We start from the raw sequence: 14056 nt of genomic DNA on the forward strand, positions 1-14056 counted from the left end.
CTGTCTCCCGTTACCGGTCCAGCACGATGCCGGCGGTCTCGGTCCAGGACAGCCACACCTTGTCGTCCCAGGTCAGATCCCGTCGGGCGACACGGCGATTGTTGGCAGTTTGTGCCTTGACCATGACACCGTTGGGCAATTCGACCTTGTAGGTCGAGATATTACCCAGATAGGCGATGTCGTGAATCGTGCCCTGTACGACATTGGTCCGGTCGGACGGGCGCTCTTTGCTGATTGATACCTTCTCGGGGCGTATTGCAAATGTGCAGCGCGCTTCGACGTTTGGTGCATGTGGGCATTCCGCGACCAGGGGCGCCTGGCCTTCGGACCAGTACAGCTCTGTCTTGCCGTCGCCGCGGGGTTTTGTGTTGCCCTCGATCAGGTTCACATCGCCGATGAAGTCTGCCACGTAAACCGAGTTCGGATTCTCGTAAATACGGTCCGGGGTTTCGACCTGGATCAGCTCGCCATGATCCATAACCGCAATACGGCTGGCGACGGTCATCGCCTCTTCCTGGTCGTGAGTCACGATCACAAAGGTGGTGCCGGTCTTTTCCTGAATGTCCATCAGTTCGAACTGCGTGTCCTGACGCAGCTTTTTGTCCAGCGCGCCAAGCGGTTCGTCCAGCAGCAGCAGTTTGGGTGCCTTGGCCAGCGACCGGGCCAGCGCGACCCGTTGCCTTTGTCCGCCGGAAATCTGGTGCGGTTTGCGCTGCGCGAACTTGTCGAGCTGAACGAGGCTCAGCATCTCCTCGACGCGGGCGGCGACCTTGTCCTTGGCCATCTTGTCGCGTTTTAACCCGAACGCGATGTTGTCCCAGACAGACAGGTGTGGAAACAGCGCGTAGCTTTGAAACATCATGTTCACGGCGCGCTTGTTCGGAGGGACGTTGACCATGTCCTGGCCGTCGATCGTAATTACGCCTTCGGTTGGAGTTTCAAAGCCGCCGAGCATCCGCATCAGAGTCGTCTTGCCGCAGCCCGAGGGGCCCAGCAGCGCAAAAAACTCCTTGCTGTAAATGTCCAGGTCAATGTTGTTGATCGCGGTGAATGAGCCGAACTTCTTGGTCACCGATTTAAACGAAATCAGCGGCGTTTCTTCCGGATTCGTCCAGGGTGCGAAGTCAGATACACTTGCCGGTTGGTTCATGTTTAGTCCCTCCTTACGGAAGCCGCCCGGCCCGTATTCGGGCCGGGCGGTCCAATTTGAGCGTAAGCTGAGATTAAGTACCAGATTTAACCTTAGTCCACAGCCGGGTTGCAGCACGCTGCGTTTTGGGAGGCCACGGGTTGGTTGTGTACAGGTTGTTCAATGTGGCTTCGTCAGGGTAAATTGCGGTGTCGCCGATCACATCTTCGTTCAGCTCTTGGTTTTCCGTCTTAACCCCGTTGGCGAAGTAGACATAGTTAGATGCAGCGGCGATGTTCTCGGGGTTGATGATGAAGTTAATAAAAGCATGGGCCGCTTCCGGGTTCGGAGCATCGGCAGGAATTGCCATCTGATCGAACCACATCAACGAGCCTTCCTTGACTGGGTTATAGACGATTTCAACCCCGTTGTCGGCTTCGGCGGCACGGTCGCGGGCCTGCAGAATGTCACCGGACCAGCCGAAGGCGACGCAGATGTCGCCGTTGGCCAGTGCAGAAATGTATTCTGAGCTATGGAATTTTTTCACGAACGGGCGCACCGCGCTTAGTACAGGTTCGGCTTTCTGAATGGTCTCGACATCCTGGGCATCTGGGTTCTCACCAATGAATTTCAGCGCGGCGGGGATTACCTCGCCGGGAGCGTCCAGAATGTAAACCCCGCACTCGGTCAGCTTTTCCATGTATTCGGGGTTGAAAACCAACTCTAGCGAATCCACCGGTGCGTCTTCGCCAAGCACTTCCTTGACCTTGGGCAAATTGGCTCCAATACCTGTCGTGCCCCACATATAGTTCACGGAATAAGCGTTCTCTGGGTCATATCCTGCGGTGCGGTCCTGAATGACGTCCCACAAATGCTCGGAATTCGGCAGCTTCGACTTGTCCAAGGGCTGGAACACTCCGGCAGCGATTTGACGCTGCAGGAATGTCGCCGAAGGTACGACGACATCGTAGCCCGACTGGCCGGCGAGCAGCTTGGTCTCCAGAACCTCGTTGCTGTCAAAAACGTCGTAGATGAGATCAATGCCGGTTTCTTCTTCGAATTTTGCCAGCAATTCTTCGTCAATGTAGTCCGACCAGTTATAGACGCGAACTTCCTCGGACCATGCGGCTTGAGCCGTCATCAACAGGGCCGCAAGGACAGTGGTTGATTTCTTGTTGAGCATTCATTCCTCCCTCAGGTCTGATTTGCCTCACCGGCACTTTTGATCAAAAAATGATTCTTTGCAATCCCCACGCGGAAATTTGATAAACTTTTGACAATCCGTTAGGTTCCGGCTGCGTCAAATGCGACCTGAGGAAAGGAGAAAAATGAACCGGTTAGTTGGCAAGCGGCCAGAGCACGAAACTATCTATGTTCGAGTAAAAGAAAAGATTCTGTTCGGGGAATTCGTACCTGGTCAACCTCTCACCATACACGGACTGGCAGAATCAATCGGGTCCGGCGTCACTCCGGTGAGAGAGGCGATTCGACGCCTGACTGCTGAGGGTGCGTTGGTGACGCTCGAAAACCGCCGCGTGGAAGTGCCTGCGATGACCGGGCATCGTTTAAGCCAAATTGATATGGTTCGAAAAGCGATTGAGCCAGATCTTGCCGCGATGGGGGCCAGGCAGGTCAATCTTGAAGATGTTGAAGAGCTTGAGCGAATCGATGCCAAAGTGAATACGGCTATCGAAGTGGGCGATATACGTAGCTACCTCGAGGCAAACTATCAGTTCCACTTCACGTTATACTCCTTTGCAAACGCTGAAATCTTGCAACGGATCGCCGAGTCCCTTTGGTTGCAGATGGGGCCGTCCCTGCGTGTGGTTTGTGGCCGATTCGGGACCGCCAATCTGAAAGACCAGCACCGTGAAGCGACCAATGCATTGCGTGAGGGCGACGTGGAAAAAGTTCGTTCGGCATTTGAGGAGGACATTCGCCAGGGTATGGAATTTGTCCATCAGACTCTTGTGACAAAGTGAAATACTGCATCAAAAGTATTATCTTCGGAGCGGCGATTGACTATGTGACAAAATTTGATCAAAATCCGCTGAGCAAATGACACGCCCAATGTGGCGGCCCGGAGGAATTTATGGAAAAGGCGATCGGCATGAACTGGCTGGAGAACTTGTCGGAAGAGTTCGTGGCATACGCGCAGGGGCGCCGCGTGGACGAGGTCGAATGCATCGTTCCCGATTTGGCTGGAACATCGCGCGGCAAGGCAATGCCTTCAACGAAGTTCGACCCCGATGCAGAGTTGGCGCTGCCTATATCGCTGTTTTATCAGACGATTTCCGGCGAGTACGTCGATATGGAAATCGAAGGCCAATGGCTTGAGAAGGACATAGTTCTGAGGCCGGACATGAACACCGCCTGTGCCGTCCCCTGGGCTGATGATCTGTCTGTCCAGGTGATCTGCGACATGTTCAACCGCGATGGAAGCCCGTTGGCGATTGCGCCACGCACAGTTCTGCAACGCGTGGTGCGCGCCTATCGTGACAAGGGCTGGAAGCCGGTCGTTGCCCCCGAGCTGGAGTTTTACCTGACCAAACCGAACCTGGACCCTAACGAGCCGATCGAACCGCCGCTGGGACGCACCGGACGAAAAGGCGCCAGCCGTCAGGTCTATTCGATGGCTGCGGTCGATGAATATGGACCGGTCATCGACACCATCTACGACTATGCCGAGGTGCAGGGGCTGGAGATCGATACCGTCATTCAGGAAGGCGGCGCCGGTCAGATCGAGATCAACCTGATGCATGGCGACCCTGTGCATCTGGCGGACCAAGTGTTCTATTTCAAGCGCACGATCCGTGAGGCGGCGCTGAAGAACGGGGTATTTGCTACGTTCATGGCCAAGCCCATCCGTGATGAGCCCGGCAGTGCCATGCATGTTCATCAAAGCATCGTCGAGATTGAGACCGGCAAGAATATCTTTTCGAACGAGGATGGCTCGGCAGCGGATCTGTTCCGCTGGTTCATCGGTGGTTCGCAGAAATACATGATGCAGATCGTTCCGTTGCTGGCGCCCTACGTCAATTCCTACCGCCGGATCACGGTCGAGGGCCAAAGCGCGCCCGCGAACCTGGAATGGGCCGGCGACAATCGCACCACCGGGTTGCGCGTGCCCCATTCCGGCCCGGCCGCGCGCCGGCTGGAAAACAGGGTTATCGGCATGGACTGCAACCCCTACATCGCCATCGCGGCGTCGCTGGCCTGCGGATATCTGGGGATGATGAACAAGGTCGAACCGCGTGCGGAAGCCAGGGAAGAGGTCTGGGAAGCAGAAGAACCGTTGCCCGCAAGCTTGCGCGAGGCGCTCGACCAGTTCGACGAGGCAACCGAGATTCGTTCGGTTCTGGGCGAGGAGTTCTGCCGCCTTTTCGCCGACATCAAGCGCGCGGAAAACGAGGAATACCAGCGCGAAATCTCACCCTGGGAACGCCAGCACCTTCTTTTGAACGTCTGAAAGAGAGGCGATTATGACAACACTTGCAAACCACCTGCCCACAGCCGAATTGCAGGCAATGGACGCCGCCCACCACCTGCATCCCTTCACCAAGGGTGACGAGCTGAATGAAAAAGGTGCTCGGGTCATCACCAGCGCGAAAGGCGTTTGGCTGAGGGATAGTGAAGGCACTGAAATTCTTGACGGAATGGCGGGTCTTTGGTGTGTCAACATCGGGTACGGCCGGGATGAACTGGCCGAGGTCGCTGCCCGGCAGATGAAAGAGCTGCCGTATTACAACACCTTCTTCCAGACTACGCATGTGCCGGCGTTGATGCTGGCCAAAAAGCTTGCCGAACTGGCGCCCGGTGATCTGAACCACGTGTTTTTTGCCAATGGCGGCTCGGACGCCAACGACACGAACATCCGTCTTGTGCGCACTTACTGGGCCGAAAAAGGGCAACCCGAACGCGACGTTATCATCTCGCGCTGGAACGCCTATCACGGTTCGACCATCGGCGGCACTTCGCTGGGTGGAATGAAGGGCATGCACGGGCAGGGTTCGCTGCCGATTCCGGGTATCGAGTTCATTGATCAGCCGCACTGGTGGGCCGAAGGCGGCGATACGAGTCCTGAAGAATTCGGGCTGGAACGTGCGCTTCAGCTTGAGGAGAAGATCAAGGAAGTGGGCCCCGACAGGGTTGCGGCCTTCATCGGCGAGCCGATTCAGGGTGCCGGCGGCGTGATCGTTCCGCCCGCGACCTACTGGCCGGAAATTCAGCGGATCTGCAAGAAATACGACATTCTGCTGATTGCGGATGAGGTGATCTGCGGCTTTGGCCGGACCGGCAACTGGTTTGGATCGCAGACCCTGGGCATTCAGCCAGACATCATGACCGTGGCCAAGGGCCTCAGTTCGGGTTACGCGCCGATCGGTGCGTCGATCGTTTCAGATGAAGTGGCGAAGGTTCTGGACGGGACCGAGTTCAATCACGGTTACACCTACTCGGGCCATCCGGTTGCTTGTGCCGTGGCGCTGGAAAACCTGCGTATTCTCGAAGAGGACGGTATCATCGATCACGTTCAAAACGTGGCCGCGCCGTATCTCAAGGAAAAATGGGAAGCGCTGGCGGATCATCCGCTTGTGGGCGAAGCGAAGATCGTCGGCATGATGGCCTCGATCGCGCTGACACCGGACAAGGCGGCGCGCGCGACGTTTGCTTCGGATGCGGGTACCGTCGGCTACATTTGCCGCGAGCACTGCTTTGCCAACAATGTAATCATGCGCCATGTCGGAGACCGGATGATCATTTCGCCGCCGCTGACCATAACGCCGGCCGAAATCGATATCCTGATCGAACGCGCCCGAAAATCGCTTGATGAATGCCTGGAGCAGATCCGCTCTGAAGGCATGTTCGAAGCAGCCTGACAAAAGAGTAAAATATGGACCTGCTGACTGCCAACGACCGCCCGGGCGAATACCCGGACTCGTACTATGCAAATATTGCCGAAACCCTGGACCCGTTTCCAAAAGCGCAAGGTTCGCTGGAATGCGACGTGTGCGTTGTTGGGGCTGGCTTCACCGGGCTTTCAGCCGCTTATCACCTGGCGCAGCGCGGTTATGACGTGATCGTGCTGGACGCGCAGCGAGTCGGCTTTGGCGCATCGGGTCGGAATGGCGGTCAGGTCAGCATGGGCCAGCGGGTCGATCAGGAAGACCTTGAGGACATGGTCGGTGACGAGCATGCGCGCCAGTTGTGGGACATCGGCGCGCAGGCCGTCGAACTGGTGCGCACGCTCACGCAGAAGCCGGAAGTCCGGACCGAGTTTCACGACGGCGTGATTCACACTGTTCACAAGGAACGGTATCACAAGCACAATGTTCACTATGTCGAACACATGTCCAAGAAGTACGGATATGACAAGGTTCGTCTTTTGGACAAGGACGAGTGCAGGCATCTGGTCAACTCGCCGGCCTATTATGGCGGTACGTTGGATATGGGGGCCGGGCATGTAAACCCGTTCGAACTGGTGCTCGGTCTGGCGCGTCTGGCGGTAATTTCCGGTGTCCGGATTTTTGAACAGTCGAAAGTCACCGGGATCATCGAAGGCGATCCCGCTATCGTCAAGACCGGTAACGCCAGCGTCAAGGCACGTTATGTTGTACTGGGCTGTAACGGCTATTTGGGTACGATGCACAAGCATGTGGCGCAGCGGGTGATGCCTATCAACAACTTCATTGTCTCGACCGCACCGATGAGCGCGGCGGCACAGGAAGAGATCATTCGCAACAACTATGCGGTTGCGGACAGCAAATTCGTGATCAACTATTTCCGGTTCTCGGACGACCATCGCCTTCTGTTTGGCGGTACGGAAAGCTATGGCTACAAGTTTCCGGCAGATATTGCGTCGGCCGTGCGCAAGCCGATGGCGGAGATTTTCCCACAGCTCAAGGACATCGAGATCGAGCACGCCTGGGGGGGAACTCTGGGCATCACTATGAACCGAATGCCGCATTACGAGCGGATGTCAGGCAATATCCTGACGCTTTCCGGCTTTTCAGGCGCGGGGGTGGCGCTGGCCACTCTGTCGGGTCAGATTGCTGCGGAAACGATCGCCGGTCAGGCGGAACGCTTTGACATCATGGCGAAAGTTCCGACCAAGACCTTCCCGGGCGGACCAATGCTTCGAACTCCTTTGCTGATTCTGGCTATGTTGTGGTTCAGCCTGCGCGACAAACTCTGACAAGGGTGCCCGGTGCCTTCCGCGCCGGGTTTTGGTAGAAAACTAAATGGACGGTTAGTTATAAAATGTGTGCGGCAGTTACGAAACCAGATGGGCGGATCAAACGAGGCGAGGAAACACGCTCTCGTATTCTGGACGCCGCCATTGATTGCATCGCGGAATTCGGTCTTGGCGGCACAACAGTCGGGCGTGTGGCCGAGCGTTGCGGCGTGTCCCAGTCACTTGTCATCGTACATTTCAAGTCCAAGAAGAACCTGTTTGCCGCAGTCCTCAGACAGCTTTGCGAACCTTACGAGGAGGAATGGCAGGCGCTGTGCAAGGATGAGCGGGGCGACCCGCTGGAACGGCTGTTGCGGATGGCCGAAATGGAGTTGCAGCACGCTTCCGAAAACCCCCGTGCCATCGCAGTCTGGTTTGCCTTCTGGGGATTGCGCGAGGGCACTGAGATTTATGGGGAAATCATGGGGCCGGACGACCTGACCCACACGCAGACATTGCGACGATTGGTCGGCGAGGTTTGCGCGGGCAGGCCGGCCGAACAGATCGAGACAATCTACTGTGGCGTGTCGTCGATTCTGTGGGGATATCTGTCGATGGTGCACGTAGGTACGACAACCCCGCCACCTGATCGCGTGTTGTCGGCGATCTGTCAGCTTCTGAAACCTTACGCTTCGGATGGGGCGGTGCCCGTGCCCGAATCAGACGCGGGTGATGTCCGATGAAAAGACTCTACGAACCGCTGGCCTATGGCGACCGCCCGATCCGCGACCGGTATTGGGACAGCACTGTTGATACGCCCCCGCCGGACTATCCGGCCCAGACCGGCGAGACCGAATGTGAATTTGCCATCATCGGTGGCGGTTATACCGGATTGTCTGCCGCCCTGACACTGGCCGAGGCCGGGGCTGATGTAGTGCTGCTGGATGCACAGGGGCCAGGTTGGGGCGCGTCCGGGCGCAATGGCGGGCTGGTATCCGTCGGTAGTGCCAAGCTGGAAGATGACGACATCGTCAGGAAATATGGCGCAGCGGACGCGCGGGTGTTTTTCGATGCGGAACGCGCTTCGGTTGATCTTGTCGAGGAATATCTGGATCGTTTCGAACTGGATGTGGACCGCCACTCCAAAGGCTATACCTATGTGGCCCATCGCGCGGATGCGGTCGAAGGGTTGAGGGAATACGGGCAGGAATACACGAGCCGATACGGGCTGCCCTACGAATTCGTGCCCAAGGAAGAGATGGTCGATCATGGCCTGAACAGCCCCGATTTCTACGGTGCGGTACATCTGCCCATAGGTTTCGCGCTGAACCCGATGAAATTTGTGCTGGGTTTGACCCGGCAGGCCGAGGCCGCCGGGGTGCGTATGTTCGCGCATTCCGCCGTCACCCGAATTGCCCAGGACAACGGCCACGTGTTGCATACGCCCAAAGGGATCGTGCGCGCGAAAAAGCTGCTGATTGCAACAAACGGCTATTCCTCGGACGATCTGCCCCGCGCGTTTGCAGGCCGTTACCTGCCGGTGCAGTCCAACATTCTGGTCACCCGTCCGATGAGCGATGATGAAATCCAGGCGCAGGGGTGGTGGAGCAAGCAGATGGTCTGCGACTCGCGCACGTTGCTGCACTACTTCCGGCTGCTGCCGGACAAACGGATGCTGCTGGGCCTGCGCGGCTCGGTGCGTGTGACCGAGACCAACATCAAGGCAACCGAGGCCAATGCACGTGCGGATTTCGAACGGATGTTCCCGGAATGGCGGCATGTGGAAACGGCGCATTTCTGGTCGGGCCTGATCTGTATGACCCGCAATCTGGTGCCCTTCGCCGGTGCGGTTCCGGGGCTGGGCAACGCGTGGGCGGCGCTGGGATATCACGGTGGCGGTGTGACCATGGCGCCGTATGCGGGCGCCTTGATTGCCGATATGGCGCTTGGTCGAACACGCCTGCCACATCCTGATCTGATGAAGCGGTCGATGCGCCGGTTCGAGCTGGGACCATGGCGGCGCGCTTCTCTGCCGCTGGCCTTCACCTGGTACAACCTGAAAGACAACCTCTGACCTTGCCAAAGGAGCGCTATGGGCGTTCTGAACCTGCAAAACCTGCCTGATATCCCCGACAATCAACTGGAAGACTGGGGCCCCGTGCCGGAACCCATCGACAGCGAACCGTCGTTGCTGGGTGGACTGACCCTGGCGGAAAACGACGACGGATCCGAGGTTGGCGTCTGGTCCTGCACTCCCGGCAAATGGCGCCGAAAATCAAGGATGCCGAGATGTGCTATTTCACTCCAGGCTCGTGCACGTATACGGACGAACAGGGCAATGTAACCGAGATCGACGCCGGCGACATGGTCTATTTTTTGGCCATGAGCCTTGGTGTTTGGGAGATCAAGGACCACGCCTGCAAAGCCTAGATCACTTACAAAAGCAAGTAATTCCAACGCATTGGGTGGATCGCGCCCCGTTGGTTCCTTTCAGTGGAGAAGACTGATGTCCTATGCGAAAACCGACAAGTTCAATATCAACGGCGAATGGGTCGACTCGGTGTCGTATCGGTGATGCTGCCGCATGTCACAGCAGCCATGAAGTAGCGAAGGGCATTGAGGCTGGTATCCACCACGTCTCTCAATTCAGTTTTTTCGATTTTAGAATTTCAATTTTTCAGATTCTCAAAAAATAGAATTGAGCCAATAGTCGTGCCGTTTACAAAGCCCAGGGAGGTTGGGATGCAAAGCCACGCACGGGTTGTCATCGTCGGTGGCGGTGTCGGGGGATTGTCGGCGCTGTACCATTTGACGCAGGAAGGTTGGACGGATGCCGTCCTGCTGGAACGCAACGAACTGACCTCTGGCACCACCTGGCATTCGGCGGCGCAGTGTCCAAGTGTGGCGTTCAACCAGTTGCTGCTCTTGCTGCGTGACTACACGATCAAGCTCTACAAGGAACTGGCCGATGATCCCGCCTATCCGATCAACTACCACTATGCCACAGGTGGCATGCGCCTTTTGACGAACCAAACGCATCTGGACGAGGTGCACCACATCATTTCCGTGGCCAAGGGGCTGGGACTAGAGTTCGATTTGCTCGACGCAGCCGAAGCACAGCGCCGCAATCCGCTTTTGAACGTAGACGGCGTGCTTGCGGCGATGTGGGACGAAAAGGACGGCGACATCGACCCAGCACAACTGTGTCAGGCGTTGGCGGCCCGATCACGCAAGGCCGGGGCCAGCATTTACCGCAACACTCCGGTGACGGGGTTGCGGCAGCTTCCGACCGGTGAATGGTGCGTGACAACGGACAAGGGGTCTATCACCGCCGAACACATCGTGATCGCGGCTGGGTATCGGGTGAATGAGGTCGGCGCACTGATGGGCATTGAATACCCGGTCATCGCCATGGAGCACATGTACTTCGTGACCGAGGATATTCCGGACCTTGTCGACCGCCCGGACCGGGTTCCGATGGTGCGGTGCCCGCGCGATACCTTCTACATGCGTCAGGAGAAAAAAGGGCTGTTGGTCGGCATCTACGAGCACGATTGCAAGACGTTCGGCATGGATGGGATCGACCCGGACTTCGTCAACGCGCTTTGCCCGGATGATCTGGATCGGCTCTTGCCCAAAATGGAACCGATCTTTGACCGCCTGCCATGTCTAAAGGAAGTCGGCATCAAATCGGTGGTGAACGGGCCGATATCCTATGCCTCGGACGCAGGACCCCTGGTTGGCAAACAACCGGGGTTGCGAAACTGCTGGTCGATGAATGGATTGCGGGTCGGCATCGGCGAAGGGGGCGGCTATGGCAAAATGATCGCGCAGATGATGGTTCATGGCGAAACTGAATGGGACAGTTGGCAACTGGACCCGCGCCGGATCACAAGCTTTGCCAATACAGAGTACACCGCGCTGAAATCCATTGAGGATTACCAGAACGAGTTCCGATGGCATCTGCCGCATGAACATCGCCCGGCCGGACGCCCCGCAAAGACTTCTCCGCTCTATCCGGTACTGAAGGCGCAAGGGGCGGAATTTGGCGTAGTCAACGGTTGGGAACGCACGAATTTCTACAAGCCGGAAGCTGATTTCAAGGAAAGCCACGGCTATGGCTTTCAGAACTGGCACGATGTTGTGGCATCGGAAATTGAGATGCTGCGAAACGGTGTTGGGTTGGCCGAGCTTTCCGGCTTCAATCATTACCGGATCAGTGGCAATGGCGCTCTTGAATGGCTGAGCAGCCTGACATGTTCGCCCGTATCAGGCAGGACCGGAAAAGCCAGTCTTTGTTATTTTCTGACGCCGAAAGGAAACATCGCGGGTGAGGCCACCATCGTCCCGTTGCAAAACGGCGATATCTTTTATGGTTCTGCCGCCACGGCAGAATATCACGACCTGGATTGGCTCACCGAGAATCTGCCCGAAGGTTCAGACATTCGCATTGAAAGCCGAACCAACACGCATACCATGCTGGTCATTGCCGGGCCGAAGACCCGCCAGCTATTGGCGTCGGTGTCTCCGCGCAGCCGCTTCGGCCAGCAGGATTTCCCGTGGCTGACGGCGCAGAACATATTCATCGGCCACATTGAAGCGCTGGCAATCGCCATCAGCTATTCCGGCGAGCAGGCTTTCGAGCTGCATATACCCAACAATCAGCTTTACGCGGCCTACGAGATTCTGACACGTGCGGGTGCGGAATTGAACCTTTCCCACTTTGGCATGTACGCGATAGACTCGATGCGGTTGGAAAAGGGATATGGTCACTGGAAAGGCGACTTCATCACCGAGTTCAACCCGGTCGAAGCTGGTTTGGGTCGTTTTGTGGATATGAAAAAGGACTTTCCGGGAAAGACCGGGCTGGGGGCGCAAATGGATGCCGGAAACAGGAAAGAGCGGGTTCTACTTGAACTCAGCAGCGCGGACGCGCCGGCACAGCCCGGCGAAGGGGTCTTTGTTCAAGGCCGCCCCGTGGGCTCGATAACCTCTGCCGGATGGGGGCATCGCGTAGGAAAGAACCTTGCCATGGCCTATGTCGAGCCCGAACATGCCGGCAAAGACTCGGAACTGGAGGTTTTGCTAATCGGCAAACCTGCTCAGGCTGTTGTGTGCGTTCCGTGTCTTTATGACCCAGATAACAGGATTCCGAGGGGGCTGTCATGACGAGTAAGGAGGCGCGCAGAAGTCGCTCGGGCGGGCGCGCGGCACGGATCGCCTCGCGTCTGAATCCGGGCGACGAGGTGCCGAATGCGGCACCGTCCGGCTTGCCCGGCGGCCAGTACCGCCCGCTGACGGATAGCCAATGCCGACAAATCACCGATGCAGCGTTCGCTTTGTTGGCCACGGTCGGCATTGGCGACGTTCCCGGTCCGGTCAAACGGCTCGCCAAAGCGCGTGGATGCCGGATCGATGACGAGGGGCGTGTGCTCTACTCGCGGGATTTCGTCGAGGACATCATTGCGGCGACACCAAAATCGGTCACTCTGTACGGACAGGACCCGCGCCATGACTTCGAGGTAAAACAACAGGATGTTCGCTTTGGCACCGGAGGCGCGGCGGTGCAGACGCTGGATCTGAACAGCGGCAATTATCGGCCATCGACCCTGCGAGACCTGTATGATTTCGCGCGCTTGGCCGACCAGTTGGACAATATCTGCTGGTTTACGCGTTGCTGCGTCGCCACGGATGTGACCGATATCTTTGACCTGGACATCAATACGGCCTACGCCATCGCCAGCGGCACCTCAAAGCCGATCGGGAACAGCTTCAGCTTTGGAAGCCATGTGGATGCATGTGTCGAGATGTTCGACATGATCCTCGGCGAACCGGGTGCATTTGCCCGCCGGCCGTTTTGCAAGGCACATATTTCACCGATCATCTCGCCCATGCGCTATGGCGAAGATGCCGTGGACGTGGCCATCGCAGCGCTGCGCCATAATATGCCGGTGAACACCATCATCGCAGCGCAATCCGGAGCAACAGCTCCGGCTCCGCTTGCCGGTATGCTGGCCCAGTCGCTTGCGGAAACACTGGCCGCACTGGTTTTGATCGATCTGTTGAAGCCGGGGCATCCGGTGATCTTCTCGAACTGGCCCTTCGTGGTGGATTTGCGTACCGGTGCGTTTTCCGGCGGCAGTGCCGAGATGGCTGTTCTGAATGCCGCGTCGGCCCAATTGACGAATGCCCTAGGCCTTGTTTCCGGCGTGGCGGCTTCGATGACGGATTCCAAACTTCCGGACGCGCAGGCCGGGTACGAAAAGGGACTCACTGTATTGGCGGCTGGGCTGGCCGGAGGAAATCTGATCTACGAATCCGCCGGCATGTTTGGCAGCCTTCTTGGCGTGTCTTTCGAAGGTTTCGTGATCGACAACGACATATTGGGGTCTGTCCACCGCATCATTCGCGGGGTCGAGGTCAACAGCAATACCCTGGATCTGGATGCAATTGAACAAACTATCCGCGGCGCAGGACATTTCCTGGGCGGCGATCAGACACTGGCAGCGATGCAGCGCGACTATTTCTACCCGCCCCTCAGCGACCGCGACAGCCCCGACGCCTGGTCAGAGGCCGGTAAGGCGGACATGCAGGAAAGGGCACGAGAGCGGGCCAAATCGCTGCTGGGCTCGCACTATCCGTCCCATGTCAGCAGCGCGGCAGATGATCGGATTCGGGCCCGCTACAAGATTCACCTGGCGCGGCGCCACATGAATTAAACGACCGGGTCAAAATGGAGCCGCAGCGCCACGCAA

At 57.5% G+C, this 14056-nt stretch carries 11 protein-coding genes; 9 read left to right on the forward strand and 2 right to left on the reverse strand.

What is annotated here, in order from left to right:
* Nucleotides 1-10: 10 nt before the first annotated feature.
* Both AC2TEL_RS15635 and AC2TEL_RS15640 read right to left on the reverse strand, forming a co-directional pair.
* The gene (locus AC2TEL_RS15635) at nucleotides 11-1150 is read right to left on the reverse strand and encodes an ABC transporter ATP-binding protein (RefSeq protein ID WP_480841573.1); all 1140 of its coding nucleotides are present in this window, start codon (nucleotides 1148-1150) and stop codon (nucleotides 11-13) included.
* A gap of 73 nt (nucleotides 1151-1223) precedes the next feature.
* Complete coding sequence (locus AC2TEL_RS15640; protein ID WP_480861666.1) at nucleotides 1224-2312, reverse strand: polyamine ABC transporter substrate-binding protein; 1089 nt, start codon at nucleotides 2310-2312, stop codon at nucleotides 1224-1226.
* Between the two features lie 145 nt (nucleotides 2313-2457).
* Here AC2TEL_RS15640 and AC2TEL_RS15645 point away from each other — a divergent pair, with 145 nt between their 5' ends.
* The 9 genes from AC2TEL_RS15645 to AC2TEL_RS15685 all read left to right on the forward strand — a co-directional run bounded on the left by AC2TEL_RS15645 (nucleotide 2458) and on the right by AC2TEL_RS15685 (nucleotide 14020).
* On the forward strand, nucleotides 2458-3111 hold the full coding sequence (locus AC2TEL_RS15645; protein ID WP_480841577.1) for a GntR family transcriptional regulator: 654 nt from the start codon (nucleotides 2458-2460) through the stop codon (nucleotides 3109-3111).
* A 110-nt stretch (nucleotides 3112-3221) separates the two neighbouring features.
* A complete protein-coding gene (locus tag AC2TEL_RS15650) occupies nucleotides 3222-4598 on the forward strand; it encodes a glutamine synthetase family protein (protein WP_480841579.1) in 1377 nt (458 codons plus the stop codon).
* Nucleotides 4599-4611: 13 nt separating this feature from the next.
* Nucleotides 4612-6006, forward strand: coding sequence for an aspartate aminotransferase family protein (locus tag AC2TEL_RS15655; RefSeq protein ID WP_480905157.1), 1395 nt, complete (start codon nucleotides 4612-4614; stop codon nucleotides 6004-6006).
* A 14-nt stretch (nucleotides 6007-6020) separates the two neighbouring features.
* Complete coding sequence (locus AC2TEL_RS15660) at nucleotides 6021-7322, forward strand: NAD(P)/FAD-dependent oxidoreductase (RefSeq protein ID WP_480905160.1); 1302 nt, start codon at nucleotides 6021-6023, stop codon at nucleotides 7320-7322.
* Nucleotides 7323-7387: 65 nt separating this feature from the next.
* Nucleotides 7388-8044, forward strand: a complete 657-nt coding sequence (locus AC2TEL_RS15665) for a TetR/AcrR family transcriptional regulator (protein ID WP_480905163.1) — start codon at nucleotides 7388-7390, stop codon at nucleotides 8042-8044.
* A complete protein-coding gene (locus AC2TEL_RS15670) occupies nucleotides 8041-9375 on the forward strand; it encodes an NAD(P)/FAD-dependent oxidoreductase (protein ID WP_480905165.1) in 1335 nt (444 codons plus the stop codon). The genes AC2TEL_RS15665 and AC2TEL_RS15670 overlap by 4 nt, the downstream gene beginning before the upstream one ends.
* Nucleotides 9376-9563: 188 nt before the next feature.
* Nucleotides 9564-9731 carry a cupin domain-containing protein gene (locus AC2TEL_RS15675; protein WP_480841589.1) on the forward strand — a complete coding sequence of 56 codons (168 nt, stop codon included), beginning with the start codon at nucleotides 9564-9566 and terminating at the stop codon, nucleotides 9729-9731.
* Between the two features lie 312 nt (nucleotides 9732-10043).
* On the forward strand, nucleotides 10044-12470 hold the full coding sequence (locus AC2TEL_RS15680; protein ID WP_480905168.1) for a GcvT family protein: 2427 nt from the start codon (nucleotides 10044-10046) through the stop codon (nucleotides 12468-12470).
* On the forward strand, nucleotides 12467-14020 hold the full coding sequence (locus tag AC2TEL_RS15685; protein ID WP_480905170.1) for a trimethylamine methyltransferase family protein: 1554 nt from the start codon (nucleotides 12467-12469) through the stop codon (nucleotides 14018-14020). Before AC2TEL_RS15680 ends, AC2TEL_RS15685 begins: the two co-directional genes overlap by 4 nt.
* Nucleotides 14021-14056: the final 36 nt, after the last annotated feature.

Source organism: Ruegeria sp. HKCCD9138 (assembly GCF_057220975.1).

Coding starts and splice junctions, on each gene's coding strand:
- AC2TEL_RS15635 (WP_480841573.1), bottom strand. CDS start 1,150: ATGAACCAACCGGCAAGTGTATCTGACTTCGCACCCTGGACGAATCCG.
- AC2TEL_RS15640 (WP_480861666.1), bottom strand. CDS start 2,312: ATGCTCAACAAGAAATCAACCACTGTCCTTGCGGCCCTGTTGATGACG.
- AC2TEL_RS15645 (WP_480841577.1), top strand. CDS start 2,458: ATGAACCGGTTAGTTGGCAAGCGGCCAGAGCACGAAACTATCTATGTT.
- AC2TEL_RS15650 (WP_480841579.1), top strand. CDS start 3,222: ATGGAAAAGGCGATCGGCATGAACTGGCTGGAGAACTTGTCGGAAGAG.
- AC2TEL_RS15655 (WP_480905157.1), top strand. CDS start 4,612: ATGACAACACTTGCAAACCACCTGCCCACAGCCGAATTGCAGGCAATG.
- AC2TEL_RS15660 (WP_480905160.1), top strand. CDS start 6,021: ATGGACCTGCTGACTGCCAACGACCGCCCGGGCGAATACCCGGACTCG.
- AC2TEL_RS15665 (WP_480905163.1), top strand. CDS start 7,388: ATGTGTGCGGCAGTTACGAAACCAGATGGGCGGATCAAACGAGGCGAG.
- AC2TEL_RS15670 (WP_480905165.1), top strand. CDS start 8,041: ATGAAAAGACTCTACGAACCGCTGGCCTATGGCGACCGCCCGATCCGC.
- AC2TEL_RS15675 (WP_480841589.1), top strand. CDS start 9,564: ATGGCGCCGAAAATCAAGGATGCCGAGATGTGCTATTTCACTCCAGGC.
- AC2TEL_RS15680 (WP_480905168.1), top strand. CDS start 10,044: ATGCAAAGCCACGCACGGGTTGTCATCGTCGGTGGCGGTGTCGGGGGA.
- AC2TEL_RS15685 (WP_480905170.1), top strand. CDS start 12,467: ATGACGAGTAAGGAGGCGCGCAGAAGTCGCTCGGGCGGGCGCGCGGCA.